Here is a 16368-nt window from a genome sequence, read left to right as displayed (position 1 = left end):
TCGATCCCACCCGCGCCTCCGCGGCGCCCGATATGTCGCCCAACTCCCCCGATTCCGCTGATCCGTCCGCCCCCGTCCCGCCGACCGGCCTCTCGCGGCGCGCCTTCGGCGGGCTCGCCGGCGCCGGTGCCGCGGCCGCCGTGGGCGGGCTGGGCGCCGTCGCCCCGGTGGCCGGCGCGACCCCCGCCGCGGCGGCCGCCCCGTTCGCCGAGGAGGCGTTCCGTGCCGCGCCCGGCCGGCATTCCCGGCGCCCCAACATCCTCTTCATCCTGGGCGACGACCTGGGCTGGGCCGACCTCTCCTCGTACGGCTCGCCCCACATCCGTACGCCGCACCTGGACCGGCTGGCGCGCCAGGGCGTCCGCTTCACCCACGCCTACGCCGGCTCCGCCACCTGCTCGCCCACCCGCTTCTCCCTCTACACCGGCCGGTATCCGGGCCGTACGAAGGGCGGGCTCGCCGAGCCGATCGCGGACAAGAGCGTGGGCCTGGACCCGCACCACCCCACCCTCGCCTCGCTGCTGCGCACCGCCGGCTACGCGACGGCGCTGATCGGCAAGTGGCACTGCGGCTACCTGCCGGACCACAGCCCCACCCAGTCGGGCTGGGAGACCTTCTTCGGCAACTTCGGCGGGGCGCTGGAGTACTACTCGAAGCTGGGGCTGGCCGGGGAGTACGACCTCTACGAGGGCGACGCCGCATACAAGGACCTGCGCTACTACACCCGGATCATCACCGAGCGGGCGGTCGACTACGTCGAGCGCGACCATGACAAGCCCTGGCTGCTGAACCTCAACTTCACCACCCCGCACTGGCCGTGGATCGCCGACGGCGACGAGGAGGAGAGCGCGAAGATCGTCCGCCGGATCGAGGCGGGCGAGCCGGGCGCGCTCTGGCACCAGGACGGCGGCTCGCTGGAGAAGTACCGCGAGATGGTCGAGGACCTCGACCGCTCGATCGGCGAGGTGCTCGCCGCGCTCCGCCGCTCCGGCCAGGAGGAGGACACCCTGGTCTTCTTCGCCAGCGACAACGGCGGCGAGCGCTGGTCGTACAACTGGCCGCTGTCCGGGAACAAGGCGTCGCTCCAGGAGGGCGGCATCCGGGTGCCGACCATCGTGCGCTGGCCGGCCCGGCTGCGCCCCGGCCAGGTCAGCCACGAGCCGGTGTTCACCCCGGACTGGACGGCCACGCTGCTGGAGCTCGCCGGCGCCCGGCCGGACCGCGGGTACCCGCTGGACGGTACGAGCCTGGCCGGCTATCTGCTGCGCGGCGAGCGGATCGCCGAGCGCGACCTGTTCTGGCGGGTGCGCGGCGAGCGGGCGCTGCGGCGCGGTGACTGGAAGTACTACCGCGGGAAGAGCGGCAAGGACCAGCTCTTCCACATCGTCGGCGACCCCCGCGAGCAGGCCGACAAGGCGCCGGACGAACGGCAGCTGCTGGGCGAGCTGCGGGCGGCCTGGGAGGCGGTGGACGCCACGCTGCTGCCGTATCCGAAGGGCTGACCGGCCGCCTCGTGCCTGCGCCGGCCGCTCCGGAAGCTCCGCGGCCGTCAGGCCATCACCGGCAGGTGCTCGCCGAGGCCGGCCCGCTCGCCGCTGGCGCTGACCGCCGCGGCGGCCAGCTCCGCGTCCCAGGTCGTCCGGCCGGTGGCCAGGCGTATCCAGGTCAGCGGGTCGGTCTCGACGACGTTCGGCGGGGTGCCGCGGGTGTGCCGGGGGCCCTCGACGCACTGCACCACGGCGAACGGCGGGACCCGGACCTCGACCGACCCGCCGGGGGCCTTGACGGCCAGCGCATCGGCCAGCAGCCGCGTCGTGGTGGCCAGTGCCTGGCGGTCGTACGGGATCTCCGCGCCGGTCGCCGCGGCCAGGTCGTCCGTGTGCACGACGAGCTCGACGCAGCGGGTGACCAGGTAGTCGGCCAGCCGCATCGCGCCGGGCCGGGCGGCCACCAGGCGCTCCGCACCCTCCGGCGGCAGGGCCTGCTCGAACTCCGCCGCGGTGCGCGCCAGCAGCTCCACGGCGTCGGTGCCGGACGCCAGCGCGCGGGTGTCCGCGTCGATCCCGGGGGCGAGCGGCGCGGTGGCGAACGGCCAGTCCAGCAGGGCGGTCGTCACCTGCGGCGGAGCGGGCAGCGCGAGCGCACGCGGCACGCTGCCGACCGCCAGCGCCAGATGCGCCACGAGCTCCCGCACCGTCCAGTCGCCCAGCCGGGTCGGCCGGGCGAACTGATCAGCCGTCAGCTCACCCACGGCCGCGCGGACGTGCGCGAACTGCGCGAGGACGGCGGCGCGGGTCTTCTTCTCGTCGTACTGGCGGGAGCGCGACTTCCGGGCGGCAGGAGACATGCGATCAGCGTAAGCGGCAGCACTGACAACCGCCCGCGGCGCGGATCGCCCCCGAGCCGACGCCCGCACAGACGCGGAACGGCCCGCCAGACGTACTGGCGGGCCGTTCCGGCCGGGAAGGAACCGGGCCACCGGCGAACGGGGCCCGGGACGGGGCGTCAGGCAATCAGCCCCGGGATGGTGCCCTCATGGGCGGTGCGCAGTTCGCTGAGCGGGATGCTGAACTCGCCCTGGACGTCGATCTCTTCGCCGTCGACGACACCGATGCGGGTGGCCGGCAGGCCCCGGACGGTGCACATGTCGGTGAAGCGGACTTCCTCGCTCCGCGGCACGGCGACGACCGCACGGCCCGCCGACTCGCTGAACAGGAAGGTGAACGCGTCCAGCCCGTCGGGCACGACGAGCCGGGCACCGGTCCCGCCGCGCAGGCAGGACTCGGTCAGCGCCTGGATCAGTCCGCCGTCGGACAGGTCGTGGGCGGCGTCGATCATGCCGTCGCGGGAGGCGGAGATCAGGATCTCGGCCAACAGCCGCTCCCGCTCCAGATCCACCTGCGGGGGCAGACCGCCGAGGTGCTCGTGGATGACCTGCGACCAGGCCGAACCACCGAACTCCTCACGGGTGTCACCGAGCAGGTAGATCAGCTGCCCTTCCTCGGCGAACCCGATCGGCGTGCGGCGCGTGACGTCGTCGATCACACCCAGCACGGCGACGACCGGCGTCGGGTGGATCGCCGTCTCCCCGGTCTGGTTGTAGAGGGAGACATTGCCGCCGGTCACCGGGGTGCCCAGGGTCTGGCAGGCATCCGCCAGACCACGGGTGGCCTCGGCGAACTGCCACATGACGGCCGGGTCCTCGGGCGAACCGAAGTTCAGGCAGTCCGAGACGGCCAGCGGCTTGGCACCGGCGGCCGCCACATTGCGGTAGGCCTCGGCGAGGGCGAGCTGCGCGCCCGCGTACGGGTCCAGCTTCGCGTAGCGGCCGTTGCCGTCCGTGGCCAGCGCGACACCCAGGTTGGTGTCGGCGTCGATCCGCACCATGCCCGCGTCCTCCGGCTGCGCGAGGACCGTGTTGCCCTGGACGAAACGGTCGTACTGGTCGGTGATCCACGCCTTGGACGCCTGGTTCGGGGACGCCACGAGCTGCAGGACCTGGTCCTTCAGCTCCGCCGAGGTGGTGGGCCGGGCGAGTTTGCCCGCGTCGTCGGCCTGCAGCGCGTCCTGCCAGGACGGGCGCTCGTACGGCCGGTGGTAGACCGGGCCTTCGTGGGCGACGGTGCGCGGGGGGACGTCGACGATCTGCTCGCCGTGCCAGAAGATCTCCAGGCGTTCGCCGTCGGTGACCTCACCGATGACGGTGGCGATCACGTCCCACTTCTCGCAGATCTCCATGAACCGCTCGACGTGCTGCGGCTCGACGATCGCGCACATCCGCTCCTGCGACTCACTCATGAGGATCTCCTCAGGAGAGAGCGTCGCATCGCGCAGCGGAACGGAGTCCAGCTCGACCCGCATACCGCCCGAGCCGGCCGACGCCAGCTCGCTGGTGGCGCAGGACAGTCCGGCGCCGCCCAGGTCCTGGATGCCGGCGACCAGCTTCTCCTTAAAGATCTCCAGGGTGCACTCGATGAGCAGCTTCTCCTGGAACGGGTCACCGACCTGCACCGCGGGCCGCTTGGTCGGCTTGCTGTCATCGAAGGTCTCCGAGGCGAGCACGGAGACGCCGCCGATGCCGTCGCCGCCGGTGCGGGCACCGTAGAGGATGACCTTGTTGCCCGCGCCGGAGGCCTTGGCCAGGTGGATGTCCTCGTGCTTCATCACACCGATACAACCGGCATTGACCAGCGGATTGCCCTGGTAGCAGGCATCGAAGACGACCTCACCACCGATGTTGGGCAGCCCCAGGCAGTTGCCGTAACCACCGATCCCGGCCACCACACCGGGCAGCACACGCTTGGTGTCGGGGTGATCGGCCGCACCGAACCGCAGCGGATCGACCACCGCCACCGGACGAGCCCCCATCGCCAGGATGTCGCGGACGATGCCGCCCACACCCGTGGCCGCGCCCTGGTAGGGCTCGATGTAGGAGGGGTGGTTGTGCGACTCGACCTTGAAGGTCACCGCATACCCCTGGCCCACATCGACCACGCCGGCGTTCTCCCCGATACCGACCAGCAGCGCATCGTTCTCGGGCGCCTTCTCCCCGAACTGCTTCAGATGCACCTTGCTGGACTTGTACGAGCAGTGCTCGGACCACATCACCGAGTACATCGCCAGCTCCGCCCCGGTGGGGCGGCGGCCCAGGATCTCGCGGATCCGCGCGTACTCGTCCTCCTTCAGACCCAACTCTGCCCAGGGCTGGGCTGATTCGGGGGTCTCGGTGGCGTGCTTGACAGTGTCCAGAGTCATCAGGCGCCCACCAGCTTCTTCAGGATCGAGGTGAAGAATCCCAGGCCGTCGGTCCGGCCCGTCCCGATCAGCGGCTCCACCGCGTGCTCGGGGTGCGGCATCAGGCCCACCACATTGCCCGCCGCATTCGTGATGCCGGCAATGTCACGCAGCGAACCATTGGGGTTGCCGTCCAGATAACGGAAGACCACCCGGCCCTCCGCCTCCAGCTCATCCAGCGTGCGCTCGTCGGCGGTGTACCGACCGTCGATGTTCTTCAGCGGGATGGAGATCTCCTGCCCCGCCTCGTAGTCCGCGGTCCACGCCGTGGTGGCGTTCTCCACCCGCAGCCTCTGATCGCGGCAGATGAAGTGCAGATGGTTGTTGCGCAGCATCGCGCCCGGCAGCAGATGCGTCTCGGTCAGCACCTGGAACCCGTTGCAGATACCCAGGACCGGAAGCCCGGCCTTCGCCTGCTCGATGACGGTCTCCATGACCGGCGAAAAGCGCGAGATCGCCCCGGCGCGCAGGTAATCGCCGTAGGAAAACCCGCCGGGCAGGACCACGGCGTCGACCTGCTTGAGGTCCTTGTCACGGTGCCACAACGGCACCGCCTCGGCGCCCGCCAGACCGACCGCGCGCTGGGTGTCGCGGTCATCGAGCGTGCCGGGGAAAGTGATCACACCGATACGCGAGGTCATGACTCGACCCGCACGGTGAAGTCTTCGATGACGGTGTTGGCGAGGAACGTTCCGGCCATCTCGTGGACCCGGGCGAGGGCGGCCTCATCGACCGGTCCCTCCACCTCTAGTTCGAAACGCTTGCCCTGACGGACATCGGCGATCCCTTCGAAACCCAGACGAGGCAGTGCGCGCTGCACCGCCTGCCCCTGCGGGTCGAGGATCTCCGGCTTGAGCATGACGTCGACGACGACGCGTGCCACTGGCACTCCCGGTGGTGTGGTGCGTAAGGCGGTGCCCTCACAGTACCGTGTTCGAAAATCTACGCGCATAGATATCCCGCCTGCCCGATCACGGTGCGGTATCGGGCGGAGTGCCCCAAGGAAAAATCCTCGAAAAGATCCGGAGGCTGGATTGCGGGAAGACACGCTGACGAAATTAACTGGGCTTCACAATGCAATGCCCATCGCTGTACAAATGAAAAAGCATTGATCCCAATCAGCCGGATCCGGAGCATCACCCCACGTCAACACGGGGTCGCTCCACGAAAGGACCGATATCCGTGGCGCAGCGCGTAGTAGTAACGCTCTCCGATGACATCGACGGAGGAGAAGCCGCAGAGACGGTCGCCTTCGGATTGGACGGGAAGTCGTACGAGATCGACCTCAATCCCGCCAATGCGAAGAAACTGCGCGGTGCCCTCGCTCCCTTCGTCGAGGCCGGCCGCAAGCGGGCCAAGTCCGGCAAGGCCTACACCCGGACCGCGGTGAACCCCGACCCGGCCGCCGTCCGCGCCTGGGCCCGCTCGCACCAGATGGACGTCCCGCCGCGCGGCCGGATCCCCAAGAAGGTCTACGAGGCCTTCAACGCGGCGAACCACTAACCGACTTGCCGGCGTCCGCCGGCCCGGGCGCAGCCGACTTGCACAGCACCCCTACTGATCAGCTAGAGTCTGGAGCACGCCGAGGGGCGAGGCCGAAAGGCCGGGCCCCGAGGAGTCACGCGGGTGTAGCTCAGTAGTAGAGCGCCCCCTTTCCAAGGGGGAGGCGCAGTGTGCAATCCCTGTCACCCGCTCTGACAGTCTCGACCAGTCCTTTGGATCAGGTAGAGTAGCTGTCGCGCCACCGGTGAAAGCCGAGTGGATGCCTGCGGACGTAGCTCAGTTGGTAGAGCGCAACCTTGCCAAGGTTGAGGTCGCGAGTTCGAGCCTCGTCGTCCGCTCAGAATGAAGGCCCGGTCCTTGTGACCGGGGCCTTCTGCATTTCCCACCGCCGCCCGGAATCGTGATCTGCGGGAATTGGCGTGACGGATGTCACGGAGCCAAGTGATCGAGAGGGCGGGTCGGCCCGCAGATCGTTTTCCGGGTTCCGGGCATGACCGGCGAGAAGGTCCGGACCGTTCTTCGGGCCTTCCCGGCGGAAACGGTTTCGCCGGCCGGGAGTTGGCGGTCAAGAAGTCGAGTCCCCGGTGTTCCGCCGGCGCGGGGAGCCGGTGCGCGTCGGCCGCCCTCGGTTCCGGTGGGAGCCGGGCGAGGGTGATACGTCCTGCGGTGGCGGTCCCGGCTAGCCCTCGGGGTTGGCTATAGTGGAGCCCGCACCGCGCGGTAGGCGACTGGAAACAGGAGCTCGGCACGGAGCATGCGGACGTAGCTCAGTTGGTAGAGCGCAACCTTGCCAAGGTTGAGGTCGCGAGTTCGAGCCTCGTCGTCCGCTCCACGAAAGGGAGAGCCCCCGGTCGGTGACCGGGGGCTCTCTCCTTTTGTGTCCGGCCGGGCGTCCGGCGGCCGTTACGACCAGCTCAGGCCGGTGAGGCGCTCGTACGCCTCGATGTACTTGGCGCGGGTGCGCTCGATGACTTCCTGCGGGAGGGCGGGCGGCGGCTGCTCGCCGTGCCGGTCCCAGCCGGAGGTGGGCGAGGTCAGCCAGTCGCGGACGTACTGCTTGTCGAAGGACGGCTGGGGGCGGCCGGGCTGCCACTGGTCGGCGGGCCAGTAGCGGGAGGAGTCCGGGGTGAGGACCTCGTCGGCCAGGATGAGGGTGTCGCCGTCGAAGCCGAACTCGAACTTGGTGTCCGCCAGGATCAGTCCGCGTTCGCGGGCGATGTCGCGGGCCCGGGCGTAGACGGCCAGGGTGAGCTGGCGGAGCTGGGCCGCGGTCTCGGCGCCGACCTGGTGGGCGATCTCCTCGTAGGAGACGTTCTCGTCGTGGTCGCCGACCGCGGCCTTCGTCGCGGGGGTGAAGATCGGCGCGGGGAGCTCGGAGCCGTCGTCCAGGCCCTCGGGGAGCGCCAGGCCGCAGACCGTACGGGTGTCGCGGTACTCGACGAGGCCGGAGCCGGCGAGGTAGCCGCGGGCCACGCACTCGACGGGGACCATGCGCAGCGACTTGCAGACCAGGGTGCGGCCGGCCCAGTCGGCCGGGGCGCCGGGCGGGAGCTCGGTGGACAGCACGTGGTCGGCGGCCAGGTCCGAGAGCTGGTCGAACCACCACAGGGAGAGCTGGGTGAGCACCCGGCCCTTGTCGGGGATCTCGCTGGGCAGCACCCAGTCGTAGGCGGACAGGCGGTCGCTGGCGACCATGATCAGTTCACCGGCGGCGTTCTGGTAGAGGTCGCGCACCTTGCCGGTGTGGAGGTGGGTGAGCCCCGGGACCTCCACGGGCTCAGGCTTTTCTACAAAACCGGACACGCTTCCTCCGCGTAGGTTGATCCAGGAGTCGTACCGATTCTCCCGTACGCCGAGGTACGTCGCTGTCGCAGGGGTGGGGGTGCTCGCCTAGGCCGGCTTGAGGGGGTCGTGGCCCATGCTCATCAGGCCGTGACGCCAGGAGTCGCCGCCGGCCCGGGGGTCGCGGGAGGCGTCCCGCTGGGAACGGACGGTGTCGCAGACCTGCTCCATGATCCGTACGTCGTCCTCCGTGAGGTCGGTGCGGCGCTTGCCCAGGATTCCCAGGACCCGGCGGCCGGTGCGCTTGCCGGCCCGGTCGGGGACCTCCTCGGTCTCCTCGCCCGCCGCGTCGGTGCTCAGCCAGTCCCGCAGCTCGCGCGAGGTCATATTGACCAGGGCGTGGAACTCGTCCCAGAGCGTGTCGCTCACGGGCCCGGACTCCGCCATGAGATGCCTCCAGAAGTCGGCCGTGGGTCGGGATCTGTCGTTGGGTTCCCGGCGTTCCGTGACGACAAACACGGAAGAAAGGGGCGGGAGGAAGGGGTGTCCTCTCGGGTGGGGCGGGCGGACGGCGGGTTGAGCTCTTGAGGTGGATTGCGGGGCGGCGGCGGTACGGGCCACGCGGAAGCGGCTATTCCTCCCGAAGGTCCACCCCGCCCGCGATGGGTGGCGCGGACGCCGGGTAGGCGACGGCTGGGAAGGGAGGCAGAACCATGCAGCATCACGAGTTCCTCGCTCTGGTGCAGGAGCGCGCCTCACTGCCGGACCGGGGGGCGGCGGAACGAGCGGTTCGTTCGACGCTGGAGACGGTGGCCGAGCGGGTGCCCTCCGGGCTGGCCCGGCACGTCGCGGCGCAGTTGCCGCACGAATTGGCGGGCCATCTGACCCGGGAGCCACAGCAGGCCGGGGGTTCCACCGGACCTTCGGCGGAACGGGGCGGGGCGGCCCCTCCGGGCGACGGCGAGCGCTTCGACCTCACGGTTTTCGCCGCACGGGTCGCCTGGCGCGGCGGGGTCTCCGAGCAGGCGGCCCTCCAGGAGGCGGCGGCGGTCTTCGAGGTGCTGGACGCCGCGCTGGCCCCGGAACTGATGGAGCGGCTGAGCCACTCGCTGCCGCACGACATCCGCGAGCTGCTGCCCACCACCAGGGCGGAGGACGCCTGAGACGACCACGGACCCCGCGCGGGGCGGGCCTTCGGGCCCGCCCGGCCGCGTACGGGGCGCGTGGTCCGGCGCAGCGCGGCTCCTAGTCTCGTTTGCAGATCCGGTCGAGGAGGTTGGCGGTGGCGCGCTGGACGCGTTCGTCGACGTGGCCGGGGCGGTCCAGGGCGGGGGACCAGGCGAAGGTGCCGGAGGCGAAGACCAGGGCGCCGCTGGGGGCGCGGTAGAGGGAGGTCTCCTGGTGGCGGCGGGTGCCTTCGCCGTCGCGGTACGGGGAGTGCGCGAGCAGGATGCGGCGGGTGTGGTCGGGGAGGCTGGTGCGCGGGAAGTAGCGGTCGGCCTCGCCGGCGACCAGGCCGGGGAGCTCGTCGCCTTCGTGGGCGCCGGTGGCCTCCCAGAGCCAGTGGTCGCCGTTGCGGACGATCATCGGGGCCGGCTCGGGGACCCGGCCGGCGTACTGGATGCCCATCAGCCGCTGCTCGGGGTCGCCGAGCTCGCGCCACAGGGCGGGGCGGCCGGGGCCCTGGCGTTTTCGGCAGGTGAGCAGGGAATCGGGGCTGCCCGAGGGGGACGGGGCGAGCTCGACCTGCCAGTACATGGTGTTGGCGGAGAGGAAGACCAGGGAGGTGCCGGTGTCCCGGGCCAGCTCGATCGTGCGGCGCATGGGGACCGACCAGTACTCGTCGTGGCCGGGGAAGACCAGGCCGCGGTAGCGGGACGGATCGACCCGGCCGGCGTGCAGGTCGCGGGCGTCGGCGTAGGCGAGGTCGTAGCCGTAGCGCTCGGCCCAGCGGATGAAGTCGTAGGCGTGGCCGACGTGGAGGGGGAGGCCGGCGCCGGCGTAGGGGCGGTCGAAGGAGACGGTGGTGGCGGCGTCCTGCTCGCCGAGCAGGGCGCCCTTCTCGTCCCAGGCGTGGTACAGGCTGGCGCCCGTACGGCCGTCCTCGGGGAAGAGGTTGTACGCCTGCCAGGTGATGTCGGGCAGGAGCAGCAGGAGGTCGGCGGGGCGGTCGTCGCGGACCGTGAAGGGGATGTGGGAGCGGCAGCCGTCGGCGGTGGTCAGGACCGCGACGTAGGCGCCGAGCCGCCAGAACGCGGGGACCTGGAGGCGCCAGGACTGCCACCAGTGGTGGCAGGAGACGGTGCGGCCGGCGGCCATCGGGGCGGCTGGACGATGCCGGACAGCCGGGGGCTGGTGGTGATCTTGGAGGCGCCGGTGCCGGCGTAGTGGCCGATGCGGTAGACGTCGATGCTGAACGGCTGGGGCGGATCGACCGAGACCCGGAAGTCGATGGCCTCGCCGGGCGACACCGCGCCGGTGTCGGCGAAGCCCTTGATCTGGCCGTGGACGTCATCGGCGGTGCGCGGGCCGTTGAGCTTGCGGGGCGCGGGCGCCCGCAGATCGCCCTGGGCCACGGCGGGGTCGACGTACCAGGGGATGATGCGGCCGGAGTCGAAGTAGTTCTCGCTGCCGCGCAGCCAGGGCAGCGGGCCCTGCCCGAACGGGTCCGTGACCGCGTGGGCGAGGGCGCCCGATTCCCAGCGCCTGATGTGTTCCGTCGCCATCTTCCACTCCCCTCCCGCGTCCCCCACCGGCCGCGGCCGATCGGGCCGGTGTTGCGTCCGGCTGGGTGAACCCGGCCGCGCCCCAGCACATCACATTACGCACTCACTTCGTCACCCTTCGTCGTGAATTTAGATGCCCTTGGCTCCGAATCACGAACTGGAGGGGAACATTCAGCCGGTGCGGCGGGGCCCTGCACGGCCCCGGCTCACACCAGGCGGACGGGCTTCTCCGGACGCACGCCGACCGTGGTCAGCCAGCCGCGGAGCGGGCCCGCGTCGCCGTCGTCGACCAGGCTGAGGACCGGGCTGCCCAGGTCGGCCCGGCGGGCCCCGTCGACCAGCAGCGCCGGGCCGTCGAGCCAGTCCAGACCGGGGACCGCGCCGGCGGTGTCCACGGCGGCGCAGCAGACCATGGCCGTGACGTGGTCGGCGAGCAGCTCCCGGCCCGTACGGGGCGGTTGCAGCGGGAAGAGCGGCAGGCCGCCCTCGGCCAGGCCGTCGCCCCAGGCCACGCCCACCGCGGCGTCCTCGGCCAGGCTGCCGCGGGCGGCCTGGCGGGCCGCCTCCTCGCGCTCCTCGCGCTCGACCTCCGCGCCCAGCCGGGCGGCGACCAGGTCGCCGGCCTGCACGTCATGGGCGAGCCGGTCGATGACCCGGTCGAGCGTCGGGCCCGGCGGCGGCGCGGGCGCGGACGGCGGGCCGCCGGGGCGCCCGTCGCCGGGCCGGTGGTCCGCCGGGCCGCCGCGGCCCGCGGGCGGACCGGCCGGGCTGCCGGCGTACGAGAAGGACGGGGCGGGGGACGGCTCCACCGGGGGCGTGGCCGGCGCGGGACCGAGCGCCGGGGCCGGCAGGTCGTCGAGGACGCGGTGGAGGCGGGCGGCCTCCAGGCGCCACTTCCGGTCCACGACCTCTTCCGGGTACTGGTTCCAGCCGACCGGTGACCAGTCGGGGCCGGCCTCGGCCGGGCCGCCGTGGAAGAGGCGGGCGGCCAGCAGGGAGGCGGCGCGGTCGATGGCGCCGGGCTCCTCCAGGAGGTCGCAGGCGGGGCGCTCGCCCAGCCGGGAGGCGAAGCCGTCGGCGAGGCGGTCCCGGCGGGAGAGCTCGGTGAGCGCGGAGACCACGCCGGCGTCCAGGCGGGACGGCCAGCGGCCCATCCGCCAGGCGGGCAGCGCGACCCGGGTCAGCAGCCGGTCCCAGCCCGCGTAGGCCAGGCCGACCTGCTCCTGGGCGACGATCCGCAGGCCGTAGTCGACGCTCTGGGCGCGCTCGGAGGCGGCGGCCGCGACGGCCCGCTCCATGATCGTGGCGTGTTCGCGGCAGGCGCGGAGCAGCAGCCGGGCCACCCGGCCGGCGAAGCGGAGGGCGGGGCCGCGCAGCGGGCCCCGGGCCCGGGCGGCGACCGCGACGGCGGCGTCCAGGCCGCGGATGAAGCGGCGGGCGGCCGCTATGTCCGGATGGGCGGACGGGCCCGTGCCGGCCACCACGGGGGCGAGCAGGGCGCGCAGCTCGGCGACCCGCATCCACCACAGGAACGGCGAGCCGATCACCAGGACCGGGGCGGCGGACCGGCGCCCGGCACCGGGCTCGGGCCCCCCGGCGCCGCGCGGCGGGCCGTGCGCGCGGTGCGTACGGTCCTCCAGCCAGCTGTCGCAGTCCGGGGTGAGGGCTATGGCGGACGGCGCCGGGACCTCCAGCCGGTCGGCCAGGTCACGGACGAGGCGGTAGAGGTCCGGGGCGGATTCCTCTTCGATCGGCACGGAGGGGCTGAGCGCCGGCCGGGCGCGCGCGACCACCGCCCCTACCAGCGCGGCCAGGAGCAGGCTGACCAGCGCGAGCCCGCCGGCCACCCAGCCGGCCGGATCCCAGCCCGCGCCGATACGGCCGGTCGCGCGGCCGACGGCCAGCACCACCGCCACCGCTGCGGGCAGCAGCGCCACGGCCAGCGCGGCGCCGCGGACCCGCAGCACGGCGAGGGCACGGGCACGCGCCGCCAGGACGCCTGTTTCCGGACTTGCCACGAGCCTGTACACCCCCTGCTGTCCTGATGGAGCCGGACGGAGAGAACAGTGGACGGACGCCTTCGAACATTGCGCGTTGTGGTGCGAGCGAGCTCACTCACCACCACTCTGGCACCGGCCACTGACATCGCAATGCCGGTGAGCCACTTGCCGGACGTCCCCGTGGCCACCGCACCGGTATCGGACGCGGCGGCCGCAGGACGCTTGCGCGGCACCCTAGTTGGGGGGCTCCGTCTCGTCAGCCGGAATCTGGCGTGGTCACTCGATGGAATGGCTTTGGGCAAAGCCGGGAACCTGCGGCGGAGCGCCGTGTGCCCGGGGGCGCGGGCCCACGGCGCGGGCGTCTCAGGCGCCCGGGGCCTCCGCGGCGGCCTTGGCGGCGATGTCCGTACGGTGCTGGGAACCGTCCAGGGAGATCCGGCCGACGGCCCGGTAGGCACGCTCACGGGCGGTGGCGAGGTCGGCCCCGGCGGCGGTGACGGACAGCACCCGGCCGCCCGCGCTGCGCACCGCGCCGGCCTCGTCGAGCTTGGTGCCGGCGTGCAGCACGTAGGCGCCCGGGGCGTCCTGCGCGGCGACCTCGGCCAGGCCCTCGATGACGTCGCCGGTACGCGGGGTGTCCGGGTAGTTGTGGGACGCGATGACGACCGTGACGGCCGCGTCGTCGCTCCAGCGCAGCGGCGGCAGCGCGGCGAGGTTGCCGGTGGCGGCGGCCCGCAGCAGGCCGCCGAGCGGCGTCCTGAGGCGGGCCAGGACGACCTGGGTCTCCGGGTCGCCGAAGCGGGCGTTGAACTCGATCACCCGGACCCCGCGGGAGGTGATCGCCAGGCCCGCGTAGAGCAGACCGGAGAACGGGGTGCCGCGGCGGCGCAGCTCGTCGACGGTGGGCTGCAGCACGCTCGCCATGACCTCGTCGACCAGCTTCGGGTCGGCCCAGGGCAGCGGGCTGTACGCGCCCATGCCGCCGGTGTTGGGGCCCTCGTCGCCGTCGTAGGCGCGCTTGAAGTCCTGGGCGGGCTGGAGCGGGACGACGGTCTCGCCGTCGGTGATCGCGAAGAGCGACACCTCCGGGCCGTCGAGGAACTCCTCGATCACCACGCGGTCGCAGGCCAGCGCGTGGGCGCGGGCCAGGTCGACGTCGTCGGTCACCACGACGCCCTTGCCGGCCGCCAGCCCGTCGTCCTTGACCACGTACGGCGCACCGAAGGCGTCGAGGGCCTCGTCGATCTCTTCGGGGGTGGTGCAGACGTAGCTGCGGGCGGTCGGGACGGCCGCGGCGGCCATCACGTCCTTGGCGAAGGCCTTGGAGCCCTCCAGCTGGGCGGCGTCGGCCGACGGGCCGAAGACCGGGATGCCGCGCTCGCGGACCGCGTCCGCGACGCCCGCCACCAGCGGGGCCTCGGGACCGACGACGACCAGGTCGGCCTCCAGGCTCGCGGCCAGGTCGGCGACGGCCCGGCCGTCGAGGGCGTCGACCCGGTGCAATTCGGCCACCTCGGCGATGCCGGCGTTGCCGGGGGCGCAGTGCAGCGCGGTGACGTCGGGGTCGAGGGACAGAGAGCGGCACAGGGCGTGTTCGCGGGCGCCGCCGCCGATGACGAGGACCTTCACGACACGCAGCCTAGACGAGTGGGCCGGGCGGCCGGACGGCGGACGGGCCGACCGGAAACCGTCCGACGCCGCGGCGGCCCTCTTTCGGGTGAGATCCTCCGTCGTCCTCTACCCGACCTCGCACCACTTCTGGGCGGAAATAGCGTGATCTTGGAGCTGAGGCCAGCCGTTCGGCGGTAGGAAGGGGGCGGCGCGCGACGGTCCTCCCGTACTCCCCGCAGCCCGAAAGGCATGGGAGGGGTCCCATCGCAGGCACCGCAGGTATCCGTTCCGTAGAGCGCGCAGAGAGGGAGTGCACGGGTGAGTCAGCCGGAGATGCAGCCCGAGGGGCCCCCTGCGCAGGACGGCCGCCCGCTCCGCCGGTACGGCGTCCGCGGCCGGGCCCGCCAGGACGTCGCCGGCGGGCCTTCCCGCGGGCGGCTGGGGCGACCCGGGCGACCGCCTCGACGCGCTCTACCTCTGGACCGAGGACGGCGCGCTGCGGGCCGCCGACTGGTACCTGCACGACCGGCTGGCCAAGCGCCGGGGCGCCCGGGCGCTCCGGCTGGGCGCCGCCGCCGGGGTCACGGTGGGCGGGGTGCTGCCGCTGCTGGACCTGGCCGCGGTCTGGGAGGGCGGGGCGCCCTGGGGCTGCCTGTCGCTGCTGCTGGCCGCGGTGTGCGTGGGCTGCGACCGCTACTTCGGGGTGACAGCCGGCTGGATGCGGGACCTGGCGACCGCGCAGGCGATCCACCGACGGCTGGAGGCGCTGCAGTTCGACTGGGCGGCGGAGGGCGTGCGCGAGGTGCTCGGCCCGACGGAGGGCACCGCGGGCGAGGCGGCCGAGCGCTGTCTGGGGCTGCTCCGGCGGTTCAACGAGGACCTCGGGGAGCTGGTGCGGGCCGAGACGGCCGACTGGATGGCGGAGTTCCGCACCGGTCCGGTGCCGCGGGCCACGCAGTCCATGACGCCGTGGGCGGCCCCCCGCCAGGAGCACGCGGGGCCCCCGGCCGGTACGCGCTGCCGCACCGCGGCCGCCCCAACATGCCGCGCCAGCGGCCGCCGGAACCGCCGCGCTGAGGAAGGCGGGACGGCGACGGCGGGCGGGGCGGCGACGCGGCGGACGGGGCGGCGGCACGGCGCGCCCCACCGGAACCGCCGCCCCTCCGGATCAGCTGAAGACGATCATCGAGCCCTGGCCCAGGCTGCGGGTGGCCGCCGCGTGCAGACCGAGCCAGACATGGCGCTCCCGGGCGAACGGGCCGTCGTCCAGGGGCACCGCACCGGCCCGCTCCTCCAGCGAGGTCGGCCCGGCCGGCGGCTCCGGCGCGGCCGGCGGATTGGCCGGATCGATACCCAGGGATGGCGCAACCAGTTCCAGGTCCCGCAGCAGACCGTGCGAGGATCCCAACGGGCCGCCGCCCTCCAGCAGTTCGTCGTTGGCGAGCGGATGCGGGAAGTCGACCGGGACGTACGCGCCCGCGTGGTCGTAGTGCCAGACCAGGTGGGACTGTTGCGCGGTGGTCTCGAACATCTCCAGCAACTGCTCGTAGTCACCGCCCAGTTCGTCGACCGGGGTGACCTCCAGGCCGCACAGCCGCAGCAGGTAGGCGCGGCGCAGGAAGTGCAGTGCGTCGTAGTCGAAGCCGGCGATGGGGGCGACGTCCCCGGACAGGCCCGGCATGTAGCTGAAGACCGGGACCGGTGGCAGTCCCGCTTCCGTCAGGGCCTTGTCGTAGGCGGCGATCTCTTCGGAGAACGGGTTGTCGGGGCTGTGGCACAGCACATCGACGAGGGGTACCAGCCACAGGTCACATGCCACGGGTGAGGACTCGCTTCCGGTCGGGGACGGGGACACCGGCGCACGCACAGCTACGGGTGCGGCCCATTACGGCCGAGTCGGGACAGCGTAGTGCCCGCGGCGCCATCCGACGAGAGCGGGCGCGCAGGACGAT

Annotated in this window: 12 protein-coding genes, 3 tRNA genes and 2 pseudogenes; 7 read left to right on the top strand and 10 right to left on the bottom strand. The window is 72.6% G+C overall.

Features of this window, described 5'->3' with window-relative positions:
* Positions 1 to 32 precede the first annotated feature (32 nt).
* On the top strand, positions 33 to 1502 hold the full coding sequence (locus tag OJ254_RS10260) for a sulfatase family protein (protein WP_265365110.1): 1470 nt from the start codon (positions 33 to 35) through the stop codon (positions 1500 to 1502).
* A 47-nt stretch (positions 1503 to 1549) separates the two neighbouring features.
* Here OJ254_RS10260 and OJ254_RS10255 read toward each other — a convergent pair whose 3' ends face one another.
* The 4 genes from OJ254_RS10255 to purS form a co-directional block, all read right to left on the bottom strand.
* Positions 1550 to 2347 (bottom strand): maleylpyruvate isomerase family mycothiol-dependent enzyme, encoded by a 798-nt coding sequence (locus OJ254_RS10255; protein ID WP_265362095.1) that lies wholly within the window; start codon positions 2345 to 2347, stop codon positions 1550 to 1552.
* 158 nt (positions 2348 to 2505) lie between these two features.
* Positions 2506 to 4755: a phosphoribosylformylglycinamidine synthase subunit PurL gene (gene purL, locus OJ254_RS10250; RefSeq protein WP_265362094.1), complete on the bottom strand. Its 2250-nt coding sequence runs from the start codon at positions 4753 to 4755 to the stop codon at positions 2506 to 2508.
* On the bottom strand, positions 4755 to 5435 hold the full coding sequence (gene purQ / locus OJ254_RS10245; RefSeq protein WP_265362093.1) for a phosphoribosylformylglycinamidine synthase subunit PurQ: 681 nt from the start codon (positions 5433 to 5435) through the stop codon (positions 4755 to 4757). Before purQ ends, purL begins: the two co-directional genes overlap by 1 nt.
* On the bottom strand, positions 5432 to 5677 hold the full coding sequence (gene purS, locus OJ254_RS10240) for a phosphoribosylformylglycinamidine synthase subunit PurS (RefSeq protein ID WP_261956905.1): 246 nt from the start codon (positions 5675 to 5677) through the stop codon (positions 5432 to 5434). The genes purQ and purS overlap by 4 nt, the downstream gene beginning before the upstream one ends.
* Before the next feature lie 299 nt (positions 5678 to 5976).
* Here purS and OJ254_RS10235 point away from each other — a divergent pair, with 299 nt between their 5' ends.
* The 4 genes from OJ254_RS10235 to OJ254_RS10220 all read left to right on the top strand — a co-directional run bounded on the left by OJ254_RS10235 (position 5977) and on the right by OJ254_RS10220 (position 7129).
* Complete coding sequence (locus tag OJ254_RS10235; protein ID WP_261956904.1) at positions 5977 to 6297, top strand: histone-like nucleoid-structuring protein Lsr2; 321 nt, start codon at positions 5977 to 5979, stop codon at positions 6295 to 6297.
* A 119-nt stretch (positions 6298 to 6416) separates the two neighbouring features.
* Positions 6417 to 6488: transfer RNA gene (locus OJ254_RS10230), tRNA-Gly, on the top strand.
* Positions 6489 to 6562: 74 nt separating this feature from the next.
* A tRNA-Gly gene (locus tag OJ254_RS10225) sits at positions 6563 to 6635 on the top strand.
* A gap of 418 nt (positions 6636 to 7053) precedes the next feature.
* Positions 7054 to 7129 (top strand) — tRNA-Gly (locus OJ254_RS10220).
* A 71-nt stretch (positions 7130 to 7200) separates the two neighbouring features.
* On the opposite strand, the gene OJ254_RS10215 is transcribed toward OJ254_RS10220, so the two are convergent.
* A complete protein-coding gene (locus OJ254_RS10215) occupies positions 7201 to 8100 on the bottom strand; it encodes a phosphoribosylaminoimidazolesuccinocarboxamide synthase (RefSeq protein ID WP_265362092.1) in 900 nt (299 codons plus the stop codon).
* A gap of 87 nt (positions 8101 to 8187) precedes the next feature.
* The gene (locus OJ254_RS10210) at positions 8188 to 8526 is read right to left on the bottom strand and encodes a DUF3140 domain-containing protein (RefSeq protein WP_265362091.1); all 339 of its coding nucleotides are present in this window, start codon (positions 8524 to 8526) and stop codon (positions 8188 to 8190) included.
* 266 nt (positions 8527 to 8792) lie between these two features.
* Between OJ254_RS10210 and OJ254_RS10205 the strand changes: the two genes are divergently transcribed.
* On the top strand, positions 8793 to 9242 hold the full coding sequence (locus tag OJ254_RS10205) for a DUF2267 domain-containing protein (protein ID WP_265362090.1): 450 nt from the start codon (positions 8793 to 8795) through the stop codon (positions 9240 to 9242).
* Positions 9243 to 9324: 82 nt separating this feature from the next.
* Here OJ254_RS10205 and OJ254_RS10200 read toward each other — a convergent pair.
* From OJ254_RS10200 to purD, 3 genes and pseudogenes are all read right to left on the bottom strand, one after another.
* A pseudogene (locus tag OJ254_RS10200) lies at positions 9325 to 10805 on the bottom strand (N,N-dimethylformamidase beta subunit family domain-containing protein).
* Positions 10806 to 11011: 206 nt separating this feature from the next.
* A complete protein-coding gene (locus OJ254_RS10195; protein WP_265362089.1) occupies positions 11012 to 12823 on the bottom strand; it encodes a hypothetical protein in 1812 nt (603 codons plus the stop codon).
* Between the two features lie 345 nt (positions 12824 to 13168).
* Positions 13169 to 14434, bottom strand: a complete 1266-nt coding sequence (purD, locus tag OJ254_RS10190; protein ID WP_265362088.1) for a phosphoribosylamine--glycine ligase — start codon at positions 14432 to 14434, stop codon at positions 13169 to 13171.
* 334 nt (positions 14435 to 14768) lie between these two features.
* Between purD and OJ254_RS10185 the strand changes: the two are divergent.
* Positions 14769 to 15335, top strand: a pseudogene (locus tag OJ254_RS10185) (SLATT domain-containing protein); the annotation flags it as partial.
* A gap of 249 nt (positions 15336 to 15584) precedes the next feature.
* On the opposite strand, the gene OJ254_RS10180 reads toward OJ254_RS10185, so the two are convergent.
* Entirely contained in the window at positions 15585 to 16235 is a 651-nt protein-coding gene (locus OJ254_RS10180) for a hypothetical protein (RefSeq protein WP_201811584.1), read from the bottom strand.
* Positions 16236 to 16368: the final 133 nt, after the last annotated feature.

It is taken from the genome of Streptomyces endophytica (genome assembly GCF_026153355.1).
In the GTDB taxonomy this organism is placed as follows: domain Bacteria; phylum Actinomycetota; class Actinomycetes; order Streptomycetales; family Streptomycetaceae; genus Streptomyces; species Streptomyces endophytica.
The sequence above is the reverse complement of the archived record's forward strand: the minus strand, read 5'-3'. Positions and strand labels throughout refer to the sequence as shown.